Origin of the sequence: Corallococcus macrosporus DSM 14697, from assembly GCF_002305895.1 — a bacterium.
Taxonomy (GTDB): domain Bacteria; phylum Myxococcota; class Myxococcia; order Myxococcales; family Myxococcaceae; genus Myxococcus; species Myxococcus macrosporus.
In genome coordinates this window covers 4,733,469-4,756,165 of sequence record NZ_CP022203.1, presented here as the reverse complement: position 1 = coordinate 4,756,165, position 22,697 = coordinate 4,733,469, and the positions used below count along the sequence as shown (strand labels likewise).

The following is a 22,697-nucleotide window of genomic DNA, read 5'->3' as shown; positions in this document are numbered from 1 at the left end:
CGCGCCCTGGCCGGACGCTTCAGTTCCGGTCCTTGCGGACCTGCACCTTCTTGCCGCGCAGGGTGGCGTTCTTCAGCGCCGCGATGATGCGGTTGGCGTCGGACTCGGGCACCTCCACGAGGGAGAAGGTGTCGCCAATCTGGATGGCGCCAATCTTGGAGGACTCCACGCCCGCCTCCCCGGCGATGGCGCCCACGAGGTCCGCGGGGCGCATGCCGGCGTGACGGCCCGCGCCAATCCACAGGCGGGTGACGTCCCACGTCGGCGGGCCACCGCGCGCCTTGGGGCCTCGGGCAGGGCCCGCGCGGCCGGCGGGGCCTCCGAACTTGCCGCCCGGGCGCTCACGCCGCTCCTGCGGCGGGGCGACGACGGGGATCTCCGTCTCCTCCGTGTCGCGGCCCTCGTCCTGGGCCTCGTGGAGCAGCTTCACGGCGGCGGCGGCGATGTCCATGGCGTCGAACTCGCTGGCCAGTCCCTCCACCACGTTGCGGAGGGAGTCGTACTCGCCGGCCACCAGCGTCTCGCGGAGGGAGGCGCGGAGCAGCTCCTGGCGCTTCTCGCGCATGTCCGCCACGGTGGGGACGGTGGCCACCTCGATGCGCTGGCCGGTGACGCGCTCGATGTTGCGCAGCAGGCGGTGCTCGCGGGGCTCCACCAGGGTGATGGCCACGCCCTCGCGGCCTGCGCGGCCCGTGCGGCCGATGCGGTGCACGTAGGCTTCCGGCGCGTTGGGCACGTCGAAGTTCACCACGTGGGACAGGCGGGGGATGTCCAGGCCGCGCGCCGCCACGTCGGTGGCCACGAGCAGGTCGGTGCCCTGGGACTTGAGCTGCTTGATGACGCGGTCCCGCTGCTCCTGCGTCATGCCGCCGTGCAGGGCGTGCGCGCGCCAGCCTCGGCCGTTGAGGGAGACGGTGAGGTCGTCCACCTCGGTGCGGGTGCGGCAGAAGATGATGGCCGCGGTGGGGGACTCCACGTCGAGCAGCCGGCCCAGCGTGGCGATCTTGAAGGCGCGCGGGACGACGTAGGCCGTCTGGCGGACGCGGGGCATCTCCCCCTGTTCCACCTTCTCGCGGGCGATCTTCACGCGCACGGGCTCGTGCAGGTGGCGCTCGGCGATGCTGGCGATGCGCGGCGGGAGGGTGGCGGAGAAGAGGGCCGTCTGCCGGTCCTCGGGCGTGCCGGAGAGGATGGCCTCCAGGTCCTCGGCGAAGCCCATGTCGAGCATCTCGTCGGCCTCGTCGAGCACGACGACGCGCACGTCATCGAGCTGGAGCGTGCCACGGCGCAGGTGGTCCAGCGCGCGGCCCGGGGTGGCGACGACGACGTCCACGCCGCGCTTGAGGACGCGGAGCTGCTGGCCGATGACCTGCCCGCCGTACAGGGGCAGCACGGAGATGCCGAGCTTCTGGCCGTAGCGGTGGATGGCCTCGGAGACCTGCATGGCCAGCTCGCGCGTGGGGACCAGCACCAGCGCGGAGGTGGTGTTGGGCCGGCAGGCGCCGGGCTCCACGTGGTTGAGCAGGGGCAGGGCGAAGGCGGCCGTCTTGCCGGTGCCGGTGGCGGCGATGCCGAGCAGATCCTTCCCCGCGAGCAGCGGAGGGAGGGCGGCGGCCTGGATGGGGGTGGGCTCCTCGTAGCCGAGCGCGCTGAGCGCCTCGACGAGCGCGGGCTTCAAGCCCAGGGAATCAAAGGTGGCCTCGACGGGGGCGGGGGGCTGGGGGGCTTTCACGGCCGGGCCTTGTACCACCTGCACCGGCCGGGTGCGCCCCCAGAATGGTGGGGGGCCACGACCTGAACAGTTGGCGGCATTCGACCCTGACGGAGAGTAGAATCAGGAGGTTGGCTCGGGCCACAGACGAGCGTCTTCGTCGGCCCGACACCAAGAGGACTTCGGCGGCGGTAGGGCCATGACGTTCTCTCAGCGAGTGCTGTTCGCGTCTGGAGGGTACTCTTCGAGGGCCAGATCGGCGTTCGCGTAGAGCATCGCGAAATGTGCGTGGCGTCGCCCTTCCTGGAATGTTCGTGATGCTAGGTGCTGCGTTCGGATCAGGCGGAGCTGTTCCTGCGCGTGGTCGCGGACCTTCTTGAGTGCCCGGGTGACTGTGTGGGGGGTTACGTTCACAAGAGAGGGGCGGTGAATGCAAAACGCAGTGAGTCGGCCGTCGCGTTCAGACGGCAGAACTTCAACTGCATCCGGAGAGCCAAACAACTCCATCAGCGCTGCGCCATGCAAAATCACGTATCCGTTGTCATGAGGGAGTTCTCCCACAGAGGGCAACTGATCCTCCAGGATGACGACTCTGCCGTTAGGGGTCAGTACATCATGAATGCTCTTGAAGACGCGAATCCAATCCCGGGTCGGAATCTCATGGAGCACATTGCACATGAGGACGACGTTCATTGAATTCGTGCCGGCGATGTTTAGGCCGCTGAGTGACTTGACAATGTAAGCGTTCGGATCGCCAGGTTGGTTCAGTTGTTGGATGTGGTTGGCGCATTCTTTTTCGTCGTCACTGCTGCTGTAGGCGGGTGATTGGTATGCGTAGTAAGTGAAGGCATGTGTGCCGCAATTGCGTTCGCTGAGGGCTGCTGCAAGTCGCCCACGTCCGGCTGCATAATCGAGAATGCGGATATGGCCATCTTCGCTCGCGAACCGCTGGGCTGCTTGCCACATCTGGTGCTGCTGAGGGTCTCCGTCTCGTGCGCTTATGGCTTCCGGGGGCAGCAGGCATTGGGCTGCGAAGCTGTCGATAGCCATTGTGTCGGCGTCTGCTAGGAGTCGCTGTAGCTTGATTCGGCCATCGTTGCCGCCAAGAAGCCGATCGACCATTTGATTTATCTTGCCGCTTGAGGATTCTATTGCTCCGTTGTCGACAATGTGGACGGATTCGATTCCTGCATGGGCAATCAGTGGGAGCGAGTGGGTGGCGAGCCAGATCCGGGAGCCGTGGCCAAGTGCTTCTTCACGTAGGGCGTTGATTGCGCGGATGCATACATCGGGGTGTAGGTGGTTCTCCGGTTCGTCGATCAGGATTTGTGCGTTTTGGAGCCAGTCTCGTTGTCTGTGGATGATGATGGCCCAAAACATCAGTACCTGCTCGCCAGCTGATAGCTCGCGCACGTCGAGCGGGCGGCCGCGAAAGGTTGGTATTGCTTGGAGTTCGTCGTCTGGAATTGATTCGATTTCAGCGCCAAGCAGGGCATGCAGAACTCTGTTGAACAGTTCGGCATCTGCGAGTCGCTTCTGTGCACCAGGGGCGCTTTTGGCGCGAGGGTGTTCGGCCTCGTGAATAGCTCGTGCTACGGTGTATAAGTAGGCGGGGGCGCTTTCCTGGGCAGTGTAAAATCCACCTTGCGTGTTGGATGCTGCGAGAGAGTTTATCTCTGCAGGTGTTTTGTTCATGGGGTTCCATTGGCCTTTTTCAAGTCTATGGAGGAGTGATTTGAATTGACTTTCATGTTTGAAGTCGAACTCCTTGGGGGTTGGGTATCGCAGCAGAATGACTGGGGAAGGGTCTGGGGCGTCGGCTGGATGTATTAAATTGATGTCCTTTGAGTGTTTGCGGGCTGCCTTGATCCAGTCGGGGGAGTTTTTTATGGCTTCAATGTCTTGCCCTGTGACTTGGCTACTGATTGCGGCGTGCTTGTGTAGTTTCTCGAGTCCTTCTTTGGCAAGTCTGGAGCGTTCTATGATTGGTTCTATGAGCTTTAGGTAGCGCGACTTGCCGGCGCCATTGGGGCCGGCGAGGACTACTGTTGATTTGAGATTTTTCAATCTCCAGGGCTTGAGTCCGATTTTGTTTGTCAGGTCCTCTGGAAATTCGATCTCGGTAAACATGGTTGGATTCCTGGCTCTAGCTTGATGCGTTCGGTGCAGCATGCACAGAAGAATGCAGATTCAGTCCTTCCAGAGCACCTTCCACGGGTGCTTGCGGAGGTCCGTCACCAGCTCGCGCAGCTCCTCGTAGAGCGTGCCGTCCTGGAGCACCGCGCCCGCGGTGCCCTCGCCGGCCTCCAGCTTCGCCAGCACCCGGTCCGCGCGCGCCGCGATGCTCTCCAACTGCCCCGAGGCCGCCGTGAGGCGCTCCAGGGCGAGCTTCACCCGCGCGCCGTCCTCCGGCCCCAGCGGGCCCGTCACCGCGGCGAGCCCGTCCAACGTCGTCCCGGCGGACTTCGTCAGGCCCGGCAAGTCCCGGCGCACCACGGAGGCCACCGCCGCCGCGTCGTCCAGCATCCGCGCGCCCTTGCCTCCGGGCTGGAAGGCCTCGCGCGCCAGGCCCGCGAGCTGGCGCAGGTCCTTGGAGGCGGCGGCCAGTTCGGTCGCCAACACCTTCACGTCGCCCCGGTTCTCCGTCAGCATCTGGTCCAGCGTCCGCGCCAGGCGGGACACGTTCGCCGCGAGGCCTCGAATCGCCTCCGGGTCCTCCTCCAGCATCTGCGACAGCAGGTCCACGAAGCGGGTGAGCTGCTCGGCCAGCACATCCAACCGGGGCGCGTCCGTCCCCCGCACGACGGTGCCCGCGGGCAGCCGCTCCGGCGCCGAGCCCGGGTTCAGCTCCAGGTAGGGCTCGCCCAGGATGCCCACCGTGGCCACCGTCACGCGCGCGTCCTCGCGCAGCGCGCCCACGGCCTCCGGCGCCACCGCGAGCTCCATCCGCACGGGCAGGGGGCGCCCTTGCGCGTCCCGCCGCTCCGGTTGGAGCTGGATGTCCTGCACGCGCCCCACCTGCACGCCGCCCAGCTTCACGGGCGCGCCCTCAACCACGTTGCCCGTGTGGCCGAAGTCCACCGCCAGCCCCGTCTCCGAGCCCAGCTTCAGCTCGCCCATCAGCCACAGCAGCAACAGCACGCCCACGATGGCGGCCAGCACCAGGGCGCCCACCTTCAGCTCCAGCCGTCGCTCATCCATCCGTCGCGCCCTCCATGAACGGCGCCGTCAGCACCCGCAGCTCGGGCGCGGTGGACTCCAGGAAGCCCTTCGGCGTCCCCAGGTAAGCACATTGCTTGTTCGCCACCACCAGGACCCGGTCCGCCAGCGCCTTCAACTGCCGGTAGTCGTGGGACACCACCATGCCCCCCAGGCCCCGCGCCTTCAGCGACGCGAGCACCTCCTCCACCTGTCCCGCCGCCTTCCGGTCCAGGCCCGTCGTCGGCTCGTCGAAGAGCAGATAGCGCGGCTTGAGCACCAGCGCCCGCGCGATGGCCGTCCGCTTCTTCGCCCCGGGCCCCAGCTCCGGAGGCAGCCGGTCCGCCCAATCCAGCAGCCCCACCTGGGCCAGCGCGGCGTCCACGTCATCCGCGGACGCCGCCGGGTCCGCCAGCCACACGTTCTGCCGGAGCGTGCGCCAGTCCAGCAGCGCCGGGCCCTGCACCAGGTAGGGGGCCCGCCGGCGCAGCGGCACCAGCTCGCGCTCGGGCCGGGAGTCCACGCGCTCGCCCCAGAGCGCCACCTCGCCCGCGTCCGGGCGCAGCAGCCCCACCGCCAGCCGGCACAGCACGCTCTTCCCGGTGCCGCTGGCGCCCGCGATGAACGTCAGCTCCTTCGTGGACACGTCCGCCGTGAGCCCCGCGAGCACGGGCCGGCGGCCCTCGTCGAACGCGACGTGGACGTCCCGGAACCGCAGCGCCTCGTCGTCGGGGAGGGGCGTCATGCGCGAAGGCTCGCTCACAGGCGCAGGAGCTGGAAGGCCAGCGACACGGCGAGGTCGATGAGCAGGCACCCCAGGCTCGCCGCAACCACGCCGTCGGTGGTGGCCTCGCCCACGGCCTCGGCGCCGCCGCGCGCCTTGAGGCCCGCCACGGCCGCCGCCAACGGGATGTAGAGCCCGCAGCCCGCGGCCTTCAGGAACGCGGCGAGCAAGTCCCACCCGTCCACGTAGCGCGGATCCATGAAGGCGCGCCCGTCCACACCGAAGGCGAGCTGCGCCACCGCCGCCGCGGACAGCGTGGCCGCGACGGTGCCCAGGGTGCACAGCAGCGGGACGCCCAGGACGCCGGCGATGACCCGGGGCGCCACCAGGTCGGCGTAGGGGTCTCCCGCCGACATCTCCAGGGCCTCCACCTGCTCGTTGACGCTCATGGTGGACAGCTCGGCCGCGTGGGCCGCGCCCGCGCGGGACGCCGTGAGCAGCGCGGACACCGCGGGCCCCAGCTCGCGGATGAGCAGCTCGAAGTAGGCGGGCCCCAGCACCGCCACGTTGCCCACGAAGCGCCGCGCCTGGCTGTTGGCGATGGTGACGAGCACCGCGCCGAAGAAGGCCATGCCGGACATCACCAGCCAGACGCTGCGCCCGCCCAGCTCGTGGAGCTGCGCCAGCGACTCGCGCCAGGGCACGCCGTCCCGCGTGGAGGCCCGCACCGTGCGCGCCAGCATCACCGCGGGCGCCCCGAGGAACGTCCGCACGCCGCTCATCCCATCCACCCCGCGAGCAGCGACGTGAGCACGAAGTCGAGGACGAAGATGGCCGCGCAGCCCCGCACCACCGCGCTGGCCGCCGCCTGGCCCACGGCGTGCGCGCCGCCCCGGGCGGACAGGCCCACCGTGGTGGACAGCAGGGCGATGGCCAGCCCGAAGATGCCCGTCTTCACCACGCCGCCCAGGACGTCGAGCGGGCCGAGCAGCTGCGCGAAGGTGCCGAAGAAGACGCGCACCGGCAGGTTCAGGGCGAGCAGGGCGGCCACGGACTCGAAGAGGATGGCCACCGCGAAGGTGACGCTGCTGAGCGCCAGCATGCTGACCTCCATGGCCACCACGCGGGGCGCGACGAGGATGGCGAAGGGGTCCAGCCCGATGCCGCGCAGCCCTTCAATCTGCCCGCCCACCTGCATCAACGCCAGCTCCGCCGCGTTCCGGGCGCCCAGGCGCGCCGACATGATGAGGCCCAGCAGCAGCGGGCCGAACTCCCACAGCACGCCGTAGCCCGCCGCCCAGCCGAGGAAGGCCCGCGCGCCGAAGCGCTGGACGTAGATGCCCGACTGGAGCACCACGATGACGCCGGCCAGCGCCGCCGTGGCCAGCGCGAGCGGCAGGGAGCCGTAGCCGAACTGCACCAGGGCGCGGCCCAGCTCGCGGCGCTCCAGCTTCGGCAGCGCCAGCACCGTGCGGCCCACGACCAGCCCGAGCGCGCCGACGCCACGCAGGGCGTCCAGCCCCGCGCGTCCGAGCCGTGTCAGGAGCGTCACGCCGGCACCTCGTCCGGAGCGTCCTCGAGCTCGGGCGCTGGGGGGCCGTCATGAACCAGCCGCCCGCCGCGCAGGTACAGCCAGCGGGGCAGGGGCAGGTCCATCGGCGCCTCTGTCGCCACCACCAGCAGCGTGCCGCCCTTCGACACGTCCAGGAGCACCCGGGCCACCTGCCGGGCCGTGCCCGGGTCCAGCCCCGCGAAGGGGTCATCCGCGAGCACCACCGACGGCCGCGCCGCCAGCGCCCGCGCGATGCCCGCCCGCTTCTTCATGCCGCCGGACAGCCGCTCCGGCAGCGTGTCCGCCGCGTCCGCCAGGCCCACCGCGCGCAGCACGTCACTGGCGCGGCTCCGGGCCTCGGCCTCCGGGACGTGGCGGCGGGTGAGGGGCGCCATGACGTTCTCCAGCACCGTCATCGAGTCGAACAAGGCGTCCGTCTGGAACACCATCCCGAACGACGCCTGCCGCTCCCGGCGCTCCGCGGCCGTCAGCAGCGCCGCGTCCTGCGCATCCCACAGGACGCGGCCCTCCGTGGGCCGCACCAGCCCGGCCAGGGCCTTCACGAACGTCGTCTTCCCCGCGCCCGAGCGCCCCAGCACCAGCGCTTGCGTCCCGGGCGGCAGCGCGCAGCGCACGTCGGACAGGACCTGCCGCGCCCCGTACCGCACCGAAAGGCCGTCCGCGCGCAGGTCCATGGTGTCCGTCCGCCTCAGGGCCGCCAACGCACGAGCGCGCCGCTGTCGCCCGCGACCCAGACGTCCCCCGGGCCGGTGCCACTCAGCGCGTTCATGCGACTGGACGGCTCGAAAGCGGGGCTCCAGGCCGTGCCGTCGAAGAAGTGGATGTTGTTCGTGCCGCTGCTCACGGCGTAGATGGCCTTGCTGCCGAAGGCCACCAGCGCGCGGATGTCCGCCGGGGTCTCGGTCGGAAGCATGATGGGGGGCTTCGTGGTCCACGTCGTGCCCGAACGCTCCAGGAAGAGCCCGGCGGCGCCCACGACGTAGACGTGGCTCGGCGAGAGCACCCGGATGCCATAGAAGTACCGTTCCTCCCCTGCGTCGCCCCGCACCTCCCGTTCCCAGGTGCCGCCCTCCTGCGTGGGGCCGCGCCAGACCACGGGGCGCTGGGTGCCGGGGGCCACGTTCTCGGCGCCCGCCGCGAACAGCGTGTACGGGCTGGTGCCGTCAATGGACCTGAGGTTGTCGTAAAGCTGGGTGAGCTCCCGCGGGGCCTCCTGCGTGGGAGCGCCCTCCTCGTAGTTCCAGAGGATGATCCGCCCCGCGCTGTCCACCGCATACAGCGCCACGCGGTTGCCATTCTCGAAGCCCACCATCCCGTTGATGCTGGCATCCGCGAGGCCATCCACTTCGTCACAGGCGCCGGAGTCGGTCGGAAGCCGGGTGGTGAACTTGCCCGCGCCGCTGCCCATGAACACGCGGCCGGAGCTCGCCACCCAGGAGGACTGCCACGGGTCCGGGCAGGTCGCCACGACGGAGATCGTGTCCCCGTCGACGTGGGCGATCTGGCCGTCACGTCCCCCGAGCCAGCCCTTGTTGCCGGCGTAGGCGGCCACCGTCTCCCAGACAAGCGTGGCGGGCGTCGCGTCCGTCATCGACCAGTCCTCGGGGTCGCAGTCAGCCACGTCCTCGTCCACCAGGCCGTCGCAGTCGTTGTCCAGCCGGTCGCACACCTCGGTGGCCGAGCCCGACACGAAGCGCGAACTCTCATCGCAGTCCGTGTTCGTCTCCACGGCGCCCGTCGGCGGTTCGGCGCACCAGAGGCCCACGGACGTCCCCGCGTGGCCGTCACCGTCCTCGTCCAGGAACCACTCCCGCGGCACCTCGGTGCTGACGCAGGCGGTCAGCGCGTTGCCCGCGCACTGCTTGACACCCGGGCAGTTGCCCTCCGCCTGGCACGTCACGCCCACGTCGAACGGGTCATTGTCGATGACGTTGTCGCAGTTGTCGTCCTTCCCGTCGCAGATGAACTCAGCCTGGTTGGGGTGGACGGCGGGGTCGCGGTCATCGCAGTCGCCGCCCTCCCGGATGTAGCCCTGGGGGGGATTGCAGGAGAGGTTGGGCAGGGCGTTCGAGTCGCCGTAGCCATCTCCGTCCGCGTCGGGGTAGTACTCGGCGCCGCCGGGGGCGTCCGCCTCGCCGTTGGCGCAGTTGTTGTCCACGCCGTCGCACAGCTCGGTCGCCGCGGGGTGGATGGCCGCGTCGTCGTCGTTGCAGTCCGACCCCGGGAAGGCGCCGTCCATGGAGACATAGCCGTCGTCATCCAGGTCCAGGGCGCGCAGGTCCAGCTCCACCTCGTGGGTGCCCACCGCGGGGACCTGGGTGGTGATCTCGTGCCGCGCCACCACGGGCCCGGTGCAGGAGCGCTCGTGGGCGGTCGCGGTGAGCCGCAGGTCGCGGCTCCAGCCCGCCCGGCCCAGGACGGCCACCGTCCGCACGTCGCTGCGGGCCGAGGGCTCCATCCGGATTTCGGCGGTGTCGGTGCGGCTGGGGTCCTCCACGTCCGTGACGGTCAACGTGAGGCAGCCCGGGCGAAACGTCGCATACGAGACGCGCGCGCGGATCGCGCCGGCATCGGGCGGGTCCTCCTTCCGGCAGCCGGAGACAGAGAGCCCCACGCCAAGAACGCAACCCATCAGGAATAATCGCATCGGCTGAGCATTCCCGGGCGCCTGGTGGCGCCCGCAATTTTTCGACAGTGAGCCAAGAAACGCAGGAGAACCTGAAGCCACCCATAGTCCGTTGCGCTGGCCAGCGTCCAGACACCGAATCGACATAGCCCCTTCTCTCCAGCTCCGTTTATATGGCGCGCCGAACCGCCCTCCGAGGCCCGAGCATCCCCCGCCCGTTCATGCAAAGACCCCGTCTCGCCACCGCCGTGCCCCTCTGCGCCTGGCTTGCCCTGTCAGCCTCCGACGCATCCGGCCAGCAGCCTGGCGCGGCCGAGGCCGCCTCCGCGGACGTCCCAGTCGCCCCGTCCTCCCAGCCGCCGCCCCAGGGCGCCCCGCCCACCGAGGGCGGTCCGCTGACGCTGGAACAGGCCGTGGCCCTGGCCGCGAAGCGCAACGAGGTGGCCCTGGCCGCCGAGCAGCAATCCGAGGCCGCGAGGGCCCGGGTGGCCCGGGCCCGGGCCTTCTTCTTCCCGGAGCTGACGGGGACGGGGACCTACACCCGGCGCCTGAACGAGGTGACGCGCGAGGTCGGTGGCCAGACGGTGGTCATCCAGCGCAGCAACGCCTTCAACGCCAACTTCGTCGCCAGCATGCCGCTGTTCGACGCGCGCGGCATCTTCCTGTACCGCGCCGCCCGGCGGGATGAGGACGCGGCGGAGTGGGAGGCCGTGGAGGCCCGCCGGCAGATCGGCTTCGAGGCCGCCAGCGCCTTCCTCTCCACCCTGGCCCAGGAGCAGGTGTACCGCGCGGCCGAGCAGCGGCTCGCGTTCGCCCGCAAGTCGCTCCAGGACGCGGCGGCCCGCGCCGAGGCGGGCCTGGCCAGCACCAATGACGTGACGCGGGCGGAGCTGGAGGCCGCGAGCGCCGAGGTGCAGTTGTCCAACGCCCGCAACGCCGCGCAGACCACGCGGCTGGAGCTGAGCTACCTGCTGGTGAGCCCGGTGGAGGGGCGCCTGGCCGCCCCGGACACGCTGCTGTCGGACGCCAGCCGACCCCTGGAGGCCCACGCCTCCCTGGCCGAGGGCGCCCTGGACCGCCGCCCGGACATCCTGGCCGCCCGGCTGCGGGTGGACGCGCTGGAGGAGAACGCCAAGGAGCCGCTGGCCCGGCTGCTCCCCACCCTGGGGGCGTCCGCCACCTACCGCCTGACGAACGAAGCCGGCCTCGCGGGCCGCACCGGTGACGGCTTCCTGGGGCTCAACCTCATCTGGAACTTCTTCGACGGCGGCGAGCGCTACGCGGAGCGCCGGGAGCGGGTGGCGCTGGCGAAGGCGGCGCAGCTCCAGGTCCAGGCCACCACGCGCCGGGTGGACGTGGACATCGAGCAGGCGAGGGTGGCGCTGGAGAACGCCCAGGCCGCCCTGGCACAGAGCGACCTGGCGGTCCGCACGGCGCGGCAGAACGCGGAGGAGCAGGGGATTCTCTACCGTCAGGGCCTGTCCACGGCGCTGACGGTGGCGGACGCCTCACTGCGGCAGTTCGAGGCGGAGGTGGCGTATGCCCAGAGCCGGTTCGCGCTCGGCGTGGCGTTGCTGGGGCTGCGGGCGGCAGTCGGACTCGACCCATTGGGGAAGGAACCGTGAAGGAAATGCGACGCGTAGGAACGTTGGGTCTGGCCGTGGCCGCGCTGGCCCTGGGAGCGGGCTGCAAGAAGGACGCGCAGAGCCCCCCCGGCAAGGGTGCGCCGGCGGGTGGCGGCCGGGCAGCCATCCAGTTCCCCGTCGAGGTGGCTCCGGTGGAGTCGCGGGACGTGGAGTACGTGGTGGACGCGGTGGGCTCCGTGGAGGCCTTCGAGCGGGTGCAGATCACCGCCCGGGTGCCTGGCGCCGTGGAGCGGGTGCGCTTCGCGGAGGGGCAGGCGGTGAAGAAGGGCGAGGTGCTCGCGGAGATCGAGCCCGCCCGCTACGCCATCGCCGTGCGCTCCGCGGAGGCCTCGCTGGCGCGGGCCCGCGCCACGCTGGAGGAGGCGGAGGCCGGCGCGAAGCGCCGCACCGCGGTGAACGAGGCCAGCCCCGGCCTGCTGCCCGCCGAGCAACTGGAGACCTTCGAGGCCCGCGCGCGTACGGCGGCGGCGGACGTGGCGGCGGCGAAGGCGCTGGTGGACCAGGCGCAGCTCAACCAGCGGGACGCCTACGTGCGCGCGCCCATGGACGGCGTGCTCCAGACGCGCACGGTGCAGACGGGCCAGTACGTGCAGCCCGGCGTCGTGCTGGCCACGCTGCTGCGGCGCGAGCCGCTGCTGCTGCGCTTCACCGTCCCGGCGGCGGACGTGGCGCGCATCCAGCCCGGCATGACGGCGCGCTTCTCCGTCAGCTCCGCCGGGGGCGGATCCTTCACGGCGAAGATTACACACGTGGCCGCCGCCGCGGACGACGCCAGCCGCATGGTGCCGGTGACGGCGGAGATCACCGGCGAGGCCGCCGAGCGGCTGCGGCCGGGCGCCTTCGCCACGGTGGCGGTGCCGGTGGACACTCGCGGCGGAAGCCCGGTGATTCCGCAGACGGCGGTGCGCGCCAGTGAGCGCGGCTTCCTGGCCTACGTGGTGGAGGGCAACAAGGCTCGCGAGCGCGTGCTGGAGCTGGGCATGCGCACCGCGGATGGCCGCGTGGAGGTGCGCGACGGGGTGAAGCCCAGTGAGCTGCTGGTGGTGCGCGGCGGCGAGGCCCTGCGCGAGGGGGCCTCCGTCCGCGTGGCCCAGGCGCCCAAGCCCCAGGTCACCGGCGAGCCCGCCCTGCGGCCCGAGGCCGCCAGCGGCGGCGGAGGCACGCGGCCATGAACATCACCGAGGCGTGCATCAAGAAGCCCGTCCTGGCGTGGATGATCATGGCGGCCACCATCGTCTTCGGACTGGTGGCCGCGCAGCGCATCGGCATCAGCCAGTTCCCGGACGTCGACTTCCCCACCATCAACATCTCCGTCACCTGGGAAGGCGCCAACCCGGAGGCGGTGGAGAGCGACGTCCTCGAGTTCATCGAGGAGGCGGTGACGCAGGTGGAGGGCGTCACGGCCATCAGCTCCTCCGCGCGCCAGGGCGGCGGCAGGGTCACCGTCGAGCTGGACCTGTCGCGCAACGTGGACCTGGCGCTCCAGGACGTGCAGACCAAGGTCAGCCAGGTGCAGCGCCGGCTGCCGCTGGACATCGACCCGCCCATCATCTCCAAGTCCAACCCGGAGGACCAACCCATCCTCTGGGTCGGCGTGTCCGGGCCCTTCAGCCAGCAGGTGGTGAGTGACTACGCCCGCTTCCGCGTGAAGGAGAAGCTCCAGACGATTCCGGGCGTGGGCGAGGTGCAGCTCGGCGGCATGCTGGAGCGCAACGTCCGCATCTGGGTGGACGCGGAGAAGCTGGACGCGCTGGGGCTGACCGTCATGGACGTGACGGCCGCGCTCCAGCGGGAGCACGTGGAGCTGCCCGCCGGCCGCATCGAGACGCAGGGCCGCGAGGTCAACGTCCGCGTCATGGGCGAGGCGCTGGACCTGGAGACCCTGCGGCGCATCATCGTCCGGGAGCAGGACGGCTTCCCCGTCTACCTGAACGACGTGGCGCTGGTGGAGGACGGCTTCGAGGACGTGCGCCGCATGGCGCGCATCAACGGCGAGCCGGCGCAGGGCGTGGGCATCAAGAAGCAGCGCGGCGCCAACGCCGTGGCGGTGGCGCAGGGCATCCGGGCCGAGCTGGCCAAGATGCAGAAGGACCTGCCGGAGGGGATGCAGCTGGGCGTCAACTTCGACTCGACGCAGTTCATCGAGGAGAGCGTCCACGAGATCGAGTTCGAGCTGATGCTCGCGTGCCTGCTCACCGCGTTCGTGTGCTGGGTGTTCCTGGGCTCGCTGTCCAGCACGATGAACGTGGTGCTGGCCATCCCCATGTCGCTGCTGGGGACGGTGGCCGTCATCTACTTCCTGGGCTTCACGCTCAACACCTTCACGCTGCTGGGCCTGGCGCTGGCGGTGGGCATCGTCGTGGACGACGCCATCATGGTGCTGGAGAACATCTACCGGCACTCCGAAGAGGGGAAGGACCGGGTGCGCGCCGCGCGCGAGGGCACGGCGGAGATCACCTTCGCCGCGCTGGCGGCGACGCTGGCGGTGATTGCCATCTTCCTGCCCGTCGTCTTCATGAGCGGAGTCATCGGCAAGTACTTCCTCCAGTTCGGCGTGACGCTGTGCGTGGCGGTGCTGCTGTCCTACGTGGAGGCCATCACCCTGGCGCCCGCGCGCTGCGCGCAGCTGCTCAAGACGTCGCGTGAGGGCCGCAGCGCGGTGGGCGTGTGGGTGGACCGGGGCTTCGAGAAGCTGGAGCGCGTCTACGCGCGCGCCCTGGGGTGGGGGCTGAAGCGCCCCTGGTGGGTGCTGGGCGCGGCGGTGTTGCTGCTGGGCGTCAGCGCCTTCGTCTTCCGCGCGCTGCCCGGTGAGTTCGTGCCGTCGCAGGACCAGAGCCGCCTGCTGGTGCGCATGCAGACGGCGGTGGGCAGCGACATCGAGGAGACGAACCGGCTGTTCCTTCGGGCGGAGGAGTTCGCCAGCAACCGGCCCGAGGTGACGCGCGTGTTCTCCGTCGTCGGCGGCTTCGGCAGCGGCGCGGTCAACACCGGCATCATGTTCGTCAGCTTGAAGCCGCCCGACGAGCGCATGCCGCAGTCGGAGTTCCAGCAGATCCTCCGCAAGGAGTTCAACAGCTACCCGGGCCTGCGCGCGGTGGTGCAGGACCAATCCCAGAGCGGCTTCACGGCGCAGCGCGGCTTCCCGGTGGAGTTCAGCGTGCGCGGCTCGGACTGGGAGCAGTTGGTGGAGGGCAGCCAGCAGATGCGGGAGCTGCTCCTGGCCAGCGGCAAGGTGGTGGACGTGGACACGGACTACCAGCTGGGCATGCCGGAGCTGCGCATCACCCCGGACCGGGGCCGCGCGGCGGACCTGGGGGTGCCCATCCAGTCGGTGGCCACCACCATCAACGCGCTGGTGGGCGGCGTGCGCGTGGGCAAGTACAGCACCGGCGGCCGGCGCATCGACGTGCGCATGCGGTTGATGAAGGACCAGCGCGCCAGGCCGGAGGACCTGTCCACGTTGAAGGTCCGGACGGCCAGCGGCGCGCTGGTGCCGCTGTCGGCGCTGGTGACGCAGGAGGAGCGGCCCGCGCTGCAGGCCATCACCCGGAGGGACCGCGAGCGCGCCATCAGCATCTACGCGAACGTGGCGCCTGGCTCGAACCAGGAAGAGGCGCTGGCGACGGTGGAGCGGCTGGCGAAGGAGCTGCCCGGCGGCGTGCGCGTGGTGGCCGGTGGCGCCAGCGTGGCCTTCCGCGACTCGATGAGCAGCCTGTTCTTCGCGCTCTTCCTCGGGATTGGCGTGGCCTACATGGTGCTGGGCGCGCAGTTCAACTCGTTCCTGCACCCGGTGACGGTGCTCACGATTCTGCCGCTCTCCGTGGCGGGCGCGGCGTTCGCGCTGTTCGCCACGAGCACCACGCTGAACATCTTCAGCATGATTGGCCTGCTGCTGCTGATGGGCATCGTGAAGAAGAACTCCATCATCCTGGTGGACTACGCGCTGCAAGAGCGGGAGCGGGGCGCGGACGCGCTGCAGGCCATGCTGCGCGCGGGCCCGGTGCGGCTGCGGCCCATCCTCATGACGTCCACCGCGACGATGATGGCCGCGGTGCCGGCGGCGCTGGCGCTGGGCGCGGGCTCGGAGACGCGCGCGCCCATGTCCATCGCCGTGCTCGGCGGCCTGTCCGTGTCCACGGTGCTCAGCCTGCTGGTGGTGCCCGCCTTCTACGTGGTGGCGGACCGCATCAAGACGCGGCTGGGGGAGCGCTTCGGCAAGAAGGACGAGGAGCGCCACGAGCCGCCGCGGCACGATGAGGAGCCCCGGCCGGCGGCGCATGGTTGAGCGGTTCGGGTGAACGGGCCATCGCGGGCGTCCTCGTGGCGCCGCGATGGCCTGGGCCCGCCAGGAGGTCCCGTCGCATGATGGCCAGGTGGGGACGCCCTGAGGGGCTTCCGGAGGCCTGGGCGTCGCAGGCGGCGTGCCGGCACGCGAGCCGCGTTACGTCGCACGAGGCGGCCCGAACCAGCGGCGCAGGGCCTCATGCAGCCCCTGGTCCGTGCCCTCTCCGACCCATGCGACGTGTCCATCCGGCCGAATCAGCACCGCGACGGGCGGTGTGACCGCGCCGAGCACGGGGAGCTGCCACGCTCCGCTGTAGCGGGCAGCGACGCTCCGAACCCGGTCCGCCCAGGGGATGATGTCGAGCGCGCCGGGCTCGCCCAGGTTGAGCAGCACCGGCCGCGCGTCGTGCAGCAGGTGGAACACGCGCCGGGGGCCGTCGGCGGTGACCAGGTCGAGGTCCGGCACGCGGCGCCCGAGCAGCGGGTGTCCCTGTCCCAGGTCGTAGTGGACGTCCAGCCCCGACAGCAGCGCCGCGTACGTCTTGCGTGGTCCGTCCATCCGCAGCAGCTCCGTCAGCGTCTCGCGCACGGCGTCCATCCGCGCGTCACCGCGGCTCAGCGCTGTCTGCGCCATGGTCGTCCGCAACGCCCGGGCCGCGACGGGGTGCCGCTCGGTCTGGTACGTGTCCAGCAGGTTCTCCGGCGAGACGCCGCGCACGACCTGTGCCAGCTTCCACCCCAGGTTCACGGCGTCCTGCACGCCGAGGTTGAGCCCCTGTCCGCCCATGGGCGAGTGCACGTGGGCCGCGTCGCCGGCCAGGAGCACCCGGCGCTCGCGGTAGGACGCCGCCTGCCGTGTCATGTCGGTGAACCTCGAGAGGTGCGTGGCGCCGCGCAGGCCATAGTCCGTCCCGTAAAGCGCGACGAGTCCCTCGCGCAGCCCCTCCAGGGTCGGCGCGTCGCCCGTGACGACACGCTCCTCCCTCAGGACGACGCCCACGCGTCCGTCCTCCAGCTTGCCCATGGCGTAGGTGCCCTTCTCGTCCCGGCGGATGCCGAACGCCGGCGCTCCAGTCATCTCGACCTCGGCGATGAGGTAGCTGATCGACGCGTCCCACCCCGGAAAGTCAATGCCTGCCGCCTTGCGGACGAGGCTGCGACCTCCGTCGCACCCGACGAGGTACTTCGCCCGCAGCGCACGGCCGTCGGACAGCTCGACGTCGACGCCGGTGTCGTCCTGCGCGAAGCCCGTCACCTCGCATCCCCGGTAGATGGGCACCGCCAGCTCGCCCACCCAACCCGCCAGGATGCGCTCGAAGCGCTCTTGCAAGAGCGCGAGCCCGTGGTTGTGACGCGTCGGGAAGTCGCTGAGGTCCAGAGGCGCCTGACCGAACGCGACGTTCTGGACCGCTTGCCCTTGCGAGGTGAAGCGCTCGACGACCCCGCGTTGATCGAGCACCTCCAGGCTGCGCGCGTGCAGGCCGCGCGCGCGTGAGCCGGAGACCTCCTGACTTGAGCGCCGCTCGATGATGGCCACGTCCACCCGCGCCAACGCCAGCTCCGCCGCCAGCATCAGCCCGGTCGGCCCCCCACCAGCAATCACCACTGCGTGCTGAGTCTCCACGTCCGCGTGCATTTCTCGGCCCTCCGGCTCTGGTTCAAAACGGCCGATGGTGGAGCATGACCCGGGGGGCTTGCGGCAATACCCGGGGTCTGGCATTTGCTCAGTTGAGAGGGCGGTCGGACTGGAAGAAGCAGGCGATTTTGAGGAACCGGAACAGCGCGTTGTAGCGGGCCCGGTCGAGGCGGTCGATGTCGCTGTCGAGCGCCGCGAGGATCGCCGCGGTGTCGATCTCGGCGTGGCGCGATAGCGGAGAGTGTCTGACGAGCGCTTGCAGCCAGGCGCGGTTTTCGGCGATGCCGCGTCGCGCCACCGGGTCAAAGCTCTCCTTGACGTACGCCGTCTCGAACACTGGATTGCCCAGCCACCGGGTCAGCGTCCGTCGCAGGATGCGGCGGTCGCGCCGGAATGCCGCGGGCAGGCGTGAGACAAAGCGCGCCAGGGCGACGTTCAGATAGGGATAGACTGGCCATAGGCCGTACCGCAGCACCCGCTGCGATTGGCTCGCGGCGCTTTGCCAACAGGTCTGCTGCAACCAGGCTGACGGATACGTGCTGCGCGCGCTGAGCGCGGTCGCCAGGCCTCGGGCGGTGAGGAACGTGCACGGCGGCGGCTCGGCCGCGACGCCATCCTCCCCGGCCTCGCCTTGATAGGCGAAATAGAGCTCGTCCCCACCGAAGCCCGAGACGAGCGTGTCAATCCCCGCGGCGCGCAGCATGTGAAATGCGGCTTCAAAGATCTCCGGGTAGTTCTCATCTTCGGGCCACACCTGATGGCGGCGTCGCCGGAGGCTCCGCGGGGAGAAGGGGGCATAGCGCCCGGCCGGCACGGAAAGGTCGGCGAAGCCGCCAGCTCGGCACAACAGCAGGCGGCGCGCGCGTTGCGCTTCCCCCATCGCGCCGTCGAATTGCGCGCCCAGACTCATCGCGCCTTCGCCAGTCACGTGCGCCGTGGCGAGGCCGGTAAGCGCCGAGTCCATGCCGCCGCTCAGCTCCACCGCGGTTCGCCGCGGGTCAAGGGGGCGCGCGTCGAGGATCGAAATCACCGTCTCGCGGAACAACGCCTCGGCATCGACACCTGGGGGCAACTCGCGTGGACCGTCGTGACGCACGGGCTCCGGCAGAATGGCATCCACTCCCGCCGTGGTGACCACCAGCGTGGCCCCTGACGTGGCGCGATAGAGCCCCGACACAACCGTCGCCGGGCCGTAGGTGGAGACGCCGGCAATCTGGGCGAGCGCGTAATCCCATACGATTTCGTGGGGGCCGCTTCCGAGCAGGCGGGCGTAGTCCCAATCGAAGCGAGCGCGGCCCGCCGTCGCGAGGCAATAGACTGGGATTGATATCGTCGGCGACGCCGTGTAGCGGATTGCCCGTCGCCTGCGGTCGATGGTCAACGCGGCGAAATCGAGCGGGTAGTCTTCAAGGTCGTCGAGATGTGTCTGGATCTGGCCATCCGTGGCATCGACGACATGCTCGAGCCCTTCCGGATCGTCTGCGAAGCGCTCCAGGACAATGGCGACGATCCGATCCGCGCCCTCCAGGAGCACGGCACGCAGCATCCGGTGCTGCACGAGCCTGACCTGTGATTGGCCGATGGAAAAGCCCCCCTCGACGAGGCCAAGGGGGGCTGCAAGATCGTCGAACGCAAGGTCAGCGTGCAGCATCGCGAGCGAGCGATGGGGTCAGGGATAGCCGCCGTACCTATCGTTGCCCTCGTCGATCTTCGGCGCCACGGGCGCTCCGGGGACGGACACGGCGGGGGCAGGCAGTGCGTTGTCGAGTGCCTTGAGCTGCGCCTGGAGCTTCTTCGACTTGGACGATTGGGTCATCACCATCTCCTCTTGCCTGGTGGGAGGCGCCCAACACCGGGCGACTCGGACGCCGCCAGGACGGCTATCATGCCATTGCTGTCAGGCAGACACAAACGGCCGAAGGCAGAGGATGCTTCCGCTCTGGGCGGGCTCACGCAAACCCTGCTCCAGTCCAGATCGCGAGAGGCGCCGCTCGTTTCGTAAGGCGTTGACGCCGCTGAGCAACACCGGCGTGGAGGCGGCTGCTCGCACGGCCGCCACCTCAAGGCCAGCAGGGCTGTCGCCTTCACATCGGTGGCTGCCCATATTCACCCGCGTTCTTCACACCCATGGGGGAAGGCGCGATGGCCAGGAAGATGAAGGCGGTGCAGGTGAAGCAGGCGAAGGGCCCGCTCGAAATGGTGGAGCGGGACGTCCCCGAGCCCGGCCCCGGACAGGTGCTCATCGCCGTGGACGCGTGTGGCGTCTGCCACAGCGATGCCATCACCAAGGAGGGGTGGATGCCCGTGCAGTACCCGCGGGTGCCTGGCCATGAAGTGGTGGGCCGCATCGACAAGGTGGGGCCCGGGGTGACGGTGTGGAAGGCGGGCCAGCACGTGGGCGTGGGCTGGCATGGCGGCCACTGCGGCCAGTGTCCCGCGTGCCGCGTGGGCGACTTCGTCACCTGTGACTTCCAGCAGGTCTGCGGCATCAGCTACGACGGTGGCTACGCCGAGTACATGCTCGCGCCCCAGGAGGCCCTGGCGCGCGTCCCGGACGGCATGAAGTCCGAGGACGCCGCGCCGCTCTTGTGCGCGGGTGTGACGACCTTCAACTCCCTGAGGAACATGGGCGCGAAGCCGGGCTCCCTGGTGGCGGTGCAGGGCATTGGCGGCCTGGGGCACCTGGCCATCCAGTTCGCGCGCAAGCTGGGCTTCCGCACCGTGGCCATCTCTCGCGGGGCGGACAAGCGGAAGCTGGCGACGGAGCTGGGCGCCCATGAGTACATCGACACGGAGAAGGGCGACGTGAGCAAGGCGCTCCAGGCCCTGGGCGGCGCGCGCGTCATCATGATGACCGCGTCGAGCAGCAGCCTGGCGGCGGGCCTGATTGGCGGCCTGGGCCGCGACGGCGTCCTGCTCCTGCTGGGCGCGGGCACGGAGCCCATTCCCGTCACCAGCCTGCAGCTCATCATGAAGCGCAATCGCGTCCAAGGGTGGCCCAGCGGCGTTCCGCAGGACTCTCAGGACACCCTGGCCTTCAGCGCGCTCACGGGCGTGCGCTCCCAGAACGAGGTGTTCCCCCTGGAGCGCGCCGGCGAGGCCTACGAGCGGATGATGAGCAACCACGCCCGCTTCCGGGTGGTGCTCAAGATGCGATGAGCAGGGTGCTTGCCCCTCACTTCGCCTTCGCTGGCTCGGCCAGTTGCCGCGGTCTCGCGTACAGCACGGCTGCGCCTACTCGCAGGTGCTCACGTCGTCGATTCCCCAGAGCGTGACCTCTGGCACCGGGTTGTCGAGCTGCTCGAGGAAGCCATTCACATGGCAGCGCGGCAGCACCGGGCTCTGCCACACACCCAGGAAGTCCAGGAGGTAGCGCATCCGGGGCAGCCCCAACTCGCGCAGCTCCGGAGAGTCCATCAGGGCGATGGATATGGCGTTGTCCAGCCTCGGCAGGTCCAGCGTCGTGAGCGTGGGGTTGTCGTCCATCACCAGCCGGTCCACGCGCCTCAGCGCCGGAAGGCCCAGCCGGGTGAGCGCGGTCCCGCGGATGTTGAAGTAGTGACGCACGTCTATCAGCGAGGCGAGCCCCTCCAGGGAAGTGAGCCGGGCGTTGCCGTTCAGCGTGAGTTGATTGCCGAGGTACTGCACGCTCCTCAGTCCATCGAGGGTGGTGAGCGAGTCGTTGAAGCTCACATCGAGCCACCCGCCGATGCCCCGCAGCAAGGGCACGTCGAAGTGCGTCAGCGCGGCATTGCTCCAGAGGTTGAAGTGCCCCTCGATCGTCTCCAAGCGTGGGAGGGAGAAGGACGTCAGCGCCGCCGTGTCGCGAACAAGGAACATCCCGTTCACGACGTTGAGGCTGGGCAGGTCCAGCTGGCGCAGGCCCGCCATCCTCCCGATGACGACGTCCCCGAGCGTGATGGACAGGCCCGGGAGGAGGACCTCTTCGGCAGCGCCGTCGACGATGTAGAGGTTCTTGACGAGGTAGAGCAACGGCAGCTCGATGCGCGTCGCGGCCAGCCCCCACAAGCCCACGTCATCCGCCCACCAGAGGCGCGGGACATTCAGCCATGCGAGCCGCGGGTTGTCCCGGACATCGAAGTCGCCCACACTCACCAGGGCCTCGAAGTCGACCGCCTCCAGCGCGGCGTTCCGCGCAATCGAGACGTAGGTGGTTTGCGCCAGCGCCGGAAGCGACACCCGCTCCAGCAGGGGGCTGTCCGAGACGATGACGGAGTGAGCGGACCGGAGTGCCGGCAGCGACAGGTTGCGAACCTCTTGGAGGGAGTCGAGGTCCACCTGTCCGCCCACGAGCCTCAGCGCGGGCAGCGCCACGTTCACCACGCTGCGGCCCTCAATGTACAGGCTGCCGGTGATGACCGTCACGTCCTGGAGGTTGGCGAGCTCCAACTGGGTGGAGACCCACACATCGCCATTGATGATGCGCTCACAGACGGTCTCCGAGGAGCGGACCTCCGTGTCCTGGAGCACCCCGTCACCATTGGTGTCGCCGCCGGTGTGCACCACGGCGCCGCCTCCCGGGCAGCGCGGACCCGGAGGCTCCACGTCCACCCGGGTCAGCGCGCGGGCATCGCAGACGTACCGCGTGGACTCCACCTCCACGTCGTCCAACTGGCCGTCTCCGTCCAGGTCCGGGCCGCCTCGCGCCACGGTGCCTCCCGCCGGGCACCGCTCCCCCGGGGGCTCGGGGTCCACGCGCAGCAGCGCGCGCACGCCGCAGACATACCGCGTCGTGGTCACCTCTTCCCGCGACAGTTCCCCGTCACCGTCCACGTCCAGGCCGCTCTCCACGGCGGAGCCGTCCGTGGCGCAGGCCGCTCCGGCGGGCTCGTGGCGCACGCGGCTCAAGATGGTGGGCGCGGCGCGCTCACAGACATACTGGATGGAGGTTCCCTCGGTGTCCGACAGCAGGCCGTCCCCATCCAGGTCCAGGCCCGTCCGGAGCGCGGTCCCTCCGAACTCGCAGTTCACCCCGGGAGGCTCGGCGCGCGCCACGCTCAGGGCTTCCGGGGAGGTGCAACTGTAGGTTCGCTGGCGGACCTCGTCCTCGTCGAGCCTGCCGTTCCCATTGTCGTCCGTCCCCGCGAGCAGCGAGCGGCCTCCGTGGAGGCAGTTCAGACCGGGGGGCTCCTCCCCGGGCACCTCCAGCCACGCCCCTTCGGGCTCACTGCAGCCGGTGACGCACAGGAGGAGCCCCAGCGCCAGGGACTGCCATCGGTCTGTCCGCGGCTGACGCAGAAGCCTGTGCGGAACAGGGGCACTCATCGCGCTGGGGATT

At 70.0% G+C, this 22,697-nt stretch carries 16 protein-coding genes; 4 read left to right on the top strand and 12 right to left on the bottom strand.

Features of this window, described 5'->3' with window-relative positions:
* Nucleotides 1-19: 19 nt before the first annotated feature.
* The 8 genes from MYMAC_RS19420 to MYMAC_RS19385 form a co-directional block, all read right to left on the bottom strand.
* The gene (locus tag MYMAC_RS19420) at nucleotides 20-1,732 is read right to left on the bottom strand and encodes a DEAD/DEAH box helicase (protein ID WP_095959154.1); all 1,713 of its coding nucleotides are present in this window, start codon (nucleotides 1,730-1,732) and stop codon (nucleotides 20-22) included.
* Between the two features lie 189 nt (nucleotides 1,733-1,921).
* The gene (locus tag MYMAC_RS19415) at nucleotides 1,922-3,841 is read right to left on the bottom strand and encodes an AAA family ATPase (RefSeq protein ID WP_170114747.1); all 1,920 of its coding nucleotides are present in this window, start codon (nucleotides 3,839-3,841) and stop codon (nucleotides 1,922-1,924) included.
* Between the two features lie 60 nt (nucleotides 3,842-3,901).
* Complete coding sequence (locus tag MYMAC_RS19410) at nucleotides 3,902-4,912, bottom strand: MlaD family protein (protein WP_095959152.1); 1,011 nt, start codon at nucleotides 4,910-4,912, stop codon at nucleotides 3,902-3,904.
* Nucleotides 4,905-5,654, bottom strand: coding sequence for an ABC transporter ATP-binding protein (locus MYMAC_RS19405; RefSeq protein ID WP_095959151.1), 750 nt, complete (start codon nucleotides 5,652-5,654; stop codon nucleotides 4,905-4,907). The genes MYMAC_RS19410 and MYMAC_RS19405 overlap by 8 nt, the downstream gene beginning before the upstream one ends.
* Nucleotides 5,655-5,668: 14 nt before the next feature.
* Nucleotides 5,669-6,415 carry an MlaE family ABC transporter permease gene (locus MYMAC_RS19400; RefSeq protein WP_095959150.1) on the bottom strand — a complete coding sequence of 249 codons (747 nt, stop codon included), beginning with the start codon at nucleotides 6,413-6,415 and terminating at the stop codon, nucleotides 5,669-5,671.
* Complete coding sequence (locus MYMAC_RS19395; RefSeq protein WP_013940541.1) at nucleotides 6,412-7,185, bottom strand: MlaE family ABC transporter permease; 774 nt, start codon at nucleotides 7,183-7,185, stop codon at nucleotides 6,412-6,414. The genes MYMAC_RS19400 and MYMAC_RS19395 overlap by 4 nt, the downstream gene beginning before the upstream one ends.
* On the bottom strand, nucleotides 7,182-7,880 hold the full coding sequence (locus MYMAC_RS19390; RefSeq protein WP_095961627.1) for an ABC transporter ATP-binding protein: 699 nt from the start codon (nucleotides 7,878-7,880) through the stop codon (nucleotides 7,182-7,184). The genes MYMAC_RS19395 and MYMAC_RS19390 overlap by 4 nt, the downstream gene beginning before the upstream one ends.
* 14 nt (nucleotides 7,881-7,894) lie before the next feature.
* Nucleotides 7,895-9,838: a MopE-related protein gene (locus MYMAC_RS19385; RefSeq protein WP_239988886.1), complete on the bottom strand. Its 1,944-nt coding sequence runs from the start codon at nucleotides 9,836-9,838 to the stop codon at nucleotides 7,895-7,897.
* A 215-nt stretch (nucleotides 9,839-10,053) separates the two neighbouring features.
* Between MYMAC_RS19385 and MYMAC_RS19380 the strand changes: the two genes are divergently transcribed.
* The 3 genes from MYMAC_RS19380 to MYMAC_RS19370 are packed head-to-tail and all read left to right on the top strand — an operon-like array spanning nucleotide 10,054 to nucleotide 15,763.
* Entirely contained in the window at nucleotides 10,054-11,457 is a 1,404-nt protein-coding gene (locus MYMAC_RS19380; RefSeq protein WP_095959148.1) for a TolC family protein, read from the top strand.
* A gap of 5 nt (nucleotides 11,458-11,462) precedes the next feature.
* Entirely contained in the window at nucleotides 11,463-12,650 is a 1,188-nt protein-coding gene (locus MYMAC_RS19375) for an efflux RND transporter periplasmic adaptor subunit (protein ID WP_095961626.1), read from the top strand.
* Nucleotides 12,647-15,763, top strand: coding sequence for an efflux RND transporter permease subunit (locus MYMAC_RS19370; protein WP_095959147.1), 3,117 nt, complete (start codon nucleotides 12,647-12,649; stop codon nucleotides 15,761-15,763). Before MYMAC_RS19375 ends, MYMAC_RS19370 begins: the two co-directional genes overlap by 4 nt.
* A 156-nt stretch (nucleotides 15,764-15,919) precedes the next feature.
* On the opposite strand, the gene MYMAC_RS19365 is transcribed toward MYMAC_RS19370, so the two are convergent.
* From MYMAC_RS19365 to MYMAC_RS37235, 3 genes are all read right to left on the bottom strand, one after another.
* Nucleotides 15,920-17,398 carry an FAD-dependent monooxygenase gene (locus tag MYMAC_RS19365; protein WP_095959146.1) on the bottom strand — a complete coding sequence of 493 codons (1,479 nt, stop codon included), beginning with the start codon at nucleotides 17,396-17,398 and terminating at the stop codon, nucleotides 15,920-15,922.
* An 88-nt stretch (nucleotides 17,399-17,486) separates the two neighbouring features.
* Nucleotides 17,487-19,049: an asparagine synthase gene (locus tag MYMAC_RS19360; RefSeq protein ID WP_095959145.1), complete on the bottom strand. Its 1,563-nt coding sequence runs from the start codon at nucleotides 19,047-19,049 to the stop codon at nucleotides 17,487-17,489.
* A gap of 18 nt (nucleotides 19,050-19,067) precedes the next feature.
* On the bottom strand, nucleotides 19,068-19,214 hold the full coding sequence (locus MYMAC_RS37235; RefSeq protein WP_013940533.1) for a hypothetical protein: 147 nt from the start codon (nucleotides 19,212-19,214) through the stop codon (nucleotides 19,068-19,070).
* 326 nt (nucleotides 19,215-19,540) lie between these two features.
* On the opposite strand from MYMAC_RS37235, the gene MYMAC_RS19355 reads away from it, so the two are divergent.
* Entirely contained in the window at nucleotides 19,541-20,557 is a 1,017-nt protein-coding gene (locus MYMAC_RS19355) for an alcohol dehydrogenase (protein WP_095959144.1), read from the top strand.
* Between the two features lie 75 nt (nucleotides 20,558-20,632).
* Here the strand turns inward: MYMAC_RS19355 and MYMAC_RS19350 are convergent, their stop codons facing one another.
* Complete coding sequence (locus MYMAC_RS19350) at nucleotides 20,633-22,684, bottom strand: DUF7151 family protein (protein ID WP_157757516.1); 2,052 nt, start codon at nucleotides 22,682-22,684, stop codon at nucleotides 20,633-20,635.
* Between the last annotated feature and the right edge of the window lie 13 nt (nucleotides 22,685-22,697).

Excerpts from the sequence above, each read along its gene's own strand:
- MYMAC_RS19350 (WP_157757516.1), bottom strand. The coding sequence starts at position 22,684 with ATGAGTGCCCCTGTTCCGCACAGGCTTCTGCGTCAGCCGCGGACAGAC.
- MYMAC_RS19355 (WP_095959144.1), top strand. The coding sequence starts at position 19,541 with ATGGCCAGGAAGATGAAGGCGGTGCAGGTGAAGCAGGCGAAGGGCCCG.
- MYMAC_RS19370 (WP_095959147.1), top strand. The coding sequence starts at position 12,647 with ATGAACATCACCGAGGCGTGCATCAAGAAGCCCGTCCTGGCGTGGATG.
- MYMAC_RS19400 (WP_095959150.1), bottom strand. The coding sequence starts at position 6,415 with ATGAGCGGCGTGCGGACGTTCCTCGGGGCGCCCGCGGTGATGCTGGCG.
- MYMAC_RS19390 (WP_095961627.1), bottom strand. The coding sequence starts at position 7,880 with ATGGACCTGCGCGCGGACGGCCTTTCGGTGCGGTACGGGGCGCGGCAG.
- MYMAC_RS37235 (WP_013940533.1), bottom strand. The coding sequence starts at position 19,214 with ATGACCCAATCGTCCAAGTCGAAGAAGCTCCAGGCGCAGCTCAAGGCA.
- MYMAC_RS19365 (WP_095959146.1), bottom strand. The coding sequence starts at position 17,398 with ATGCACGCGGACGTGGAGACTCAGCACGCAGTGGTGATTGCTGGTGGG.
- MYMAC_RS19385 (WP_239988886.1), bottom strand. The coding sequence starts at position 9,838 with ATGGGTTGCGTTCTTGGCGTGGGGCTCTCTGTCTCCGGCTGCCGGAAG.
- MYMAC_RS19405 (WP_095959151.1), bottom strand. The coding sequence starts at position 5,654 with ATGACGCCCCTCCCCGACGACGAGGCGCTGCGGTTCCGGGACGTCCAC.
- MYMAC_RS19375 (WP_095961626.1), top strand. The coding sequence starts at position 11,463 with ATGCGACGCGTAGGAACGTTGGGTCTGGCCGTGGCCGCGCTGGCCCTG.
- MYMAC_RS19410 (WP_095959152.1), bottom strand. The coding sequence starts at position 4,912 with ATGGATGAGCGACGGCTGGAGCTGAAGGTGGGCGCCCTGGTGCTGGCC.
- MYMAC_RS19360 (WP_095959145.1), bottom strand. The coding sequence starts at position 19,049 with ATGCTGCACGCTGACCTTGCGTTCGACGATCTTGCAGCCCCCCTTGGC.
- MYMAC_RS19415 (WP_170114747.1), bottom strand. The coding sequence starts at position 3,841 with ATGTTTACCGAGATCGAATTTCCAGAGGACCTGACAAACAAAATCGGA.
- MYMAC_RS19380 (WP_095959148.1), top strand. The coding sequence starts at position 10,054 with ATGCAAAGACCCCGTCTCGCCACCGCCGTGCCCCTCTGCGCCTGGCTT.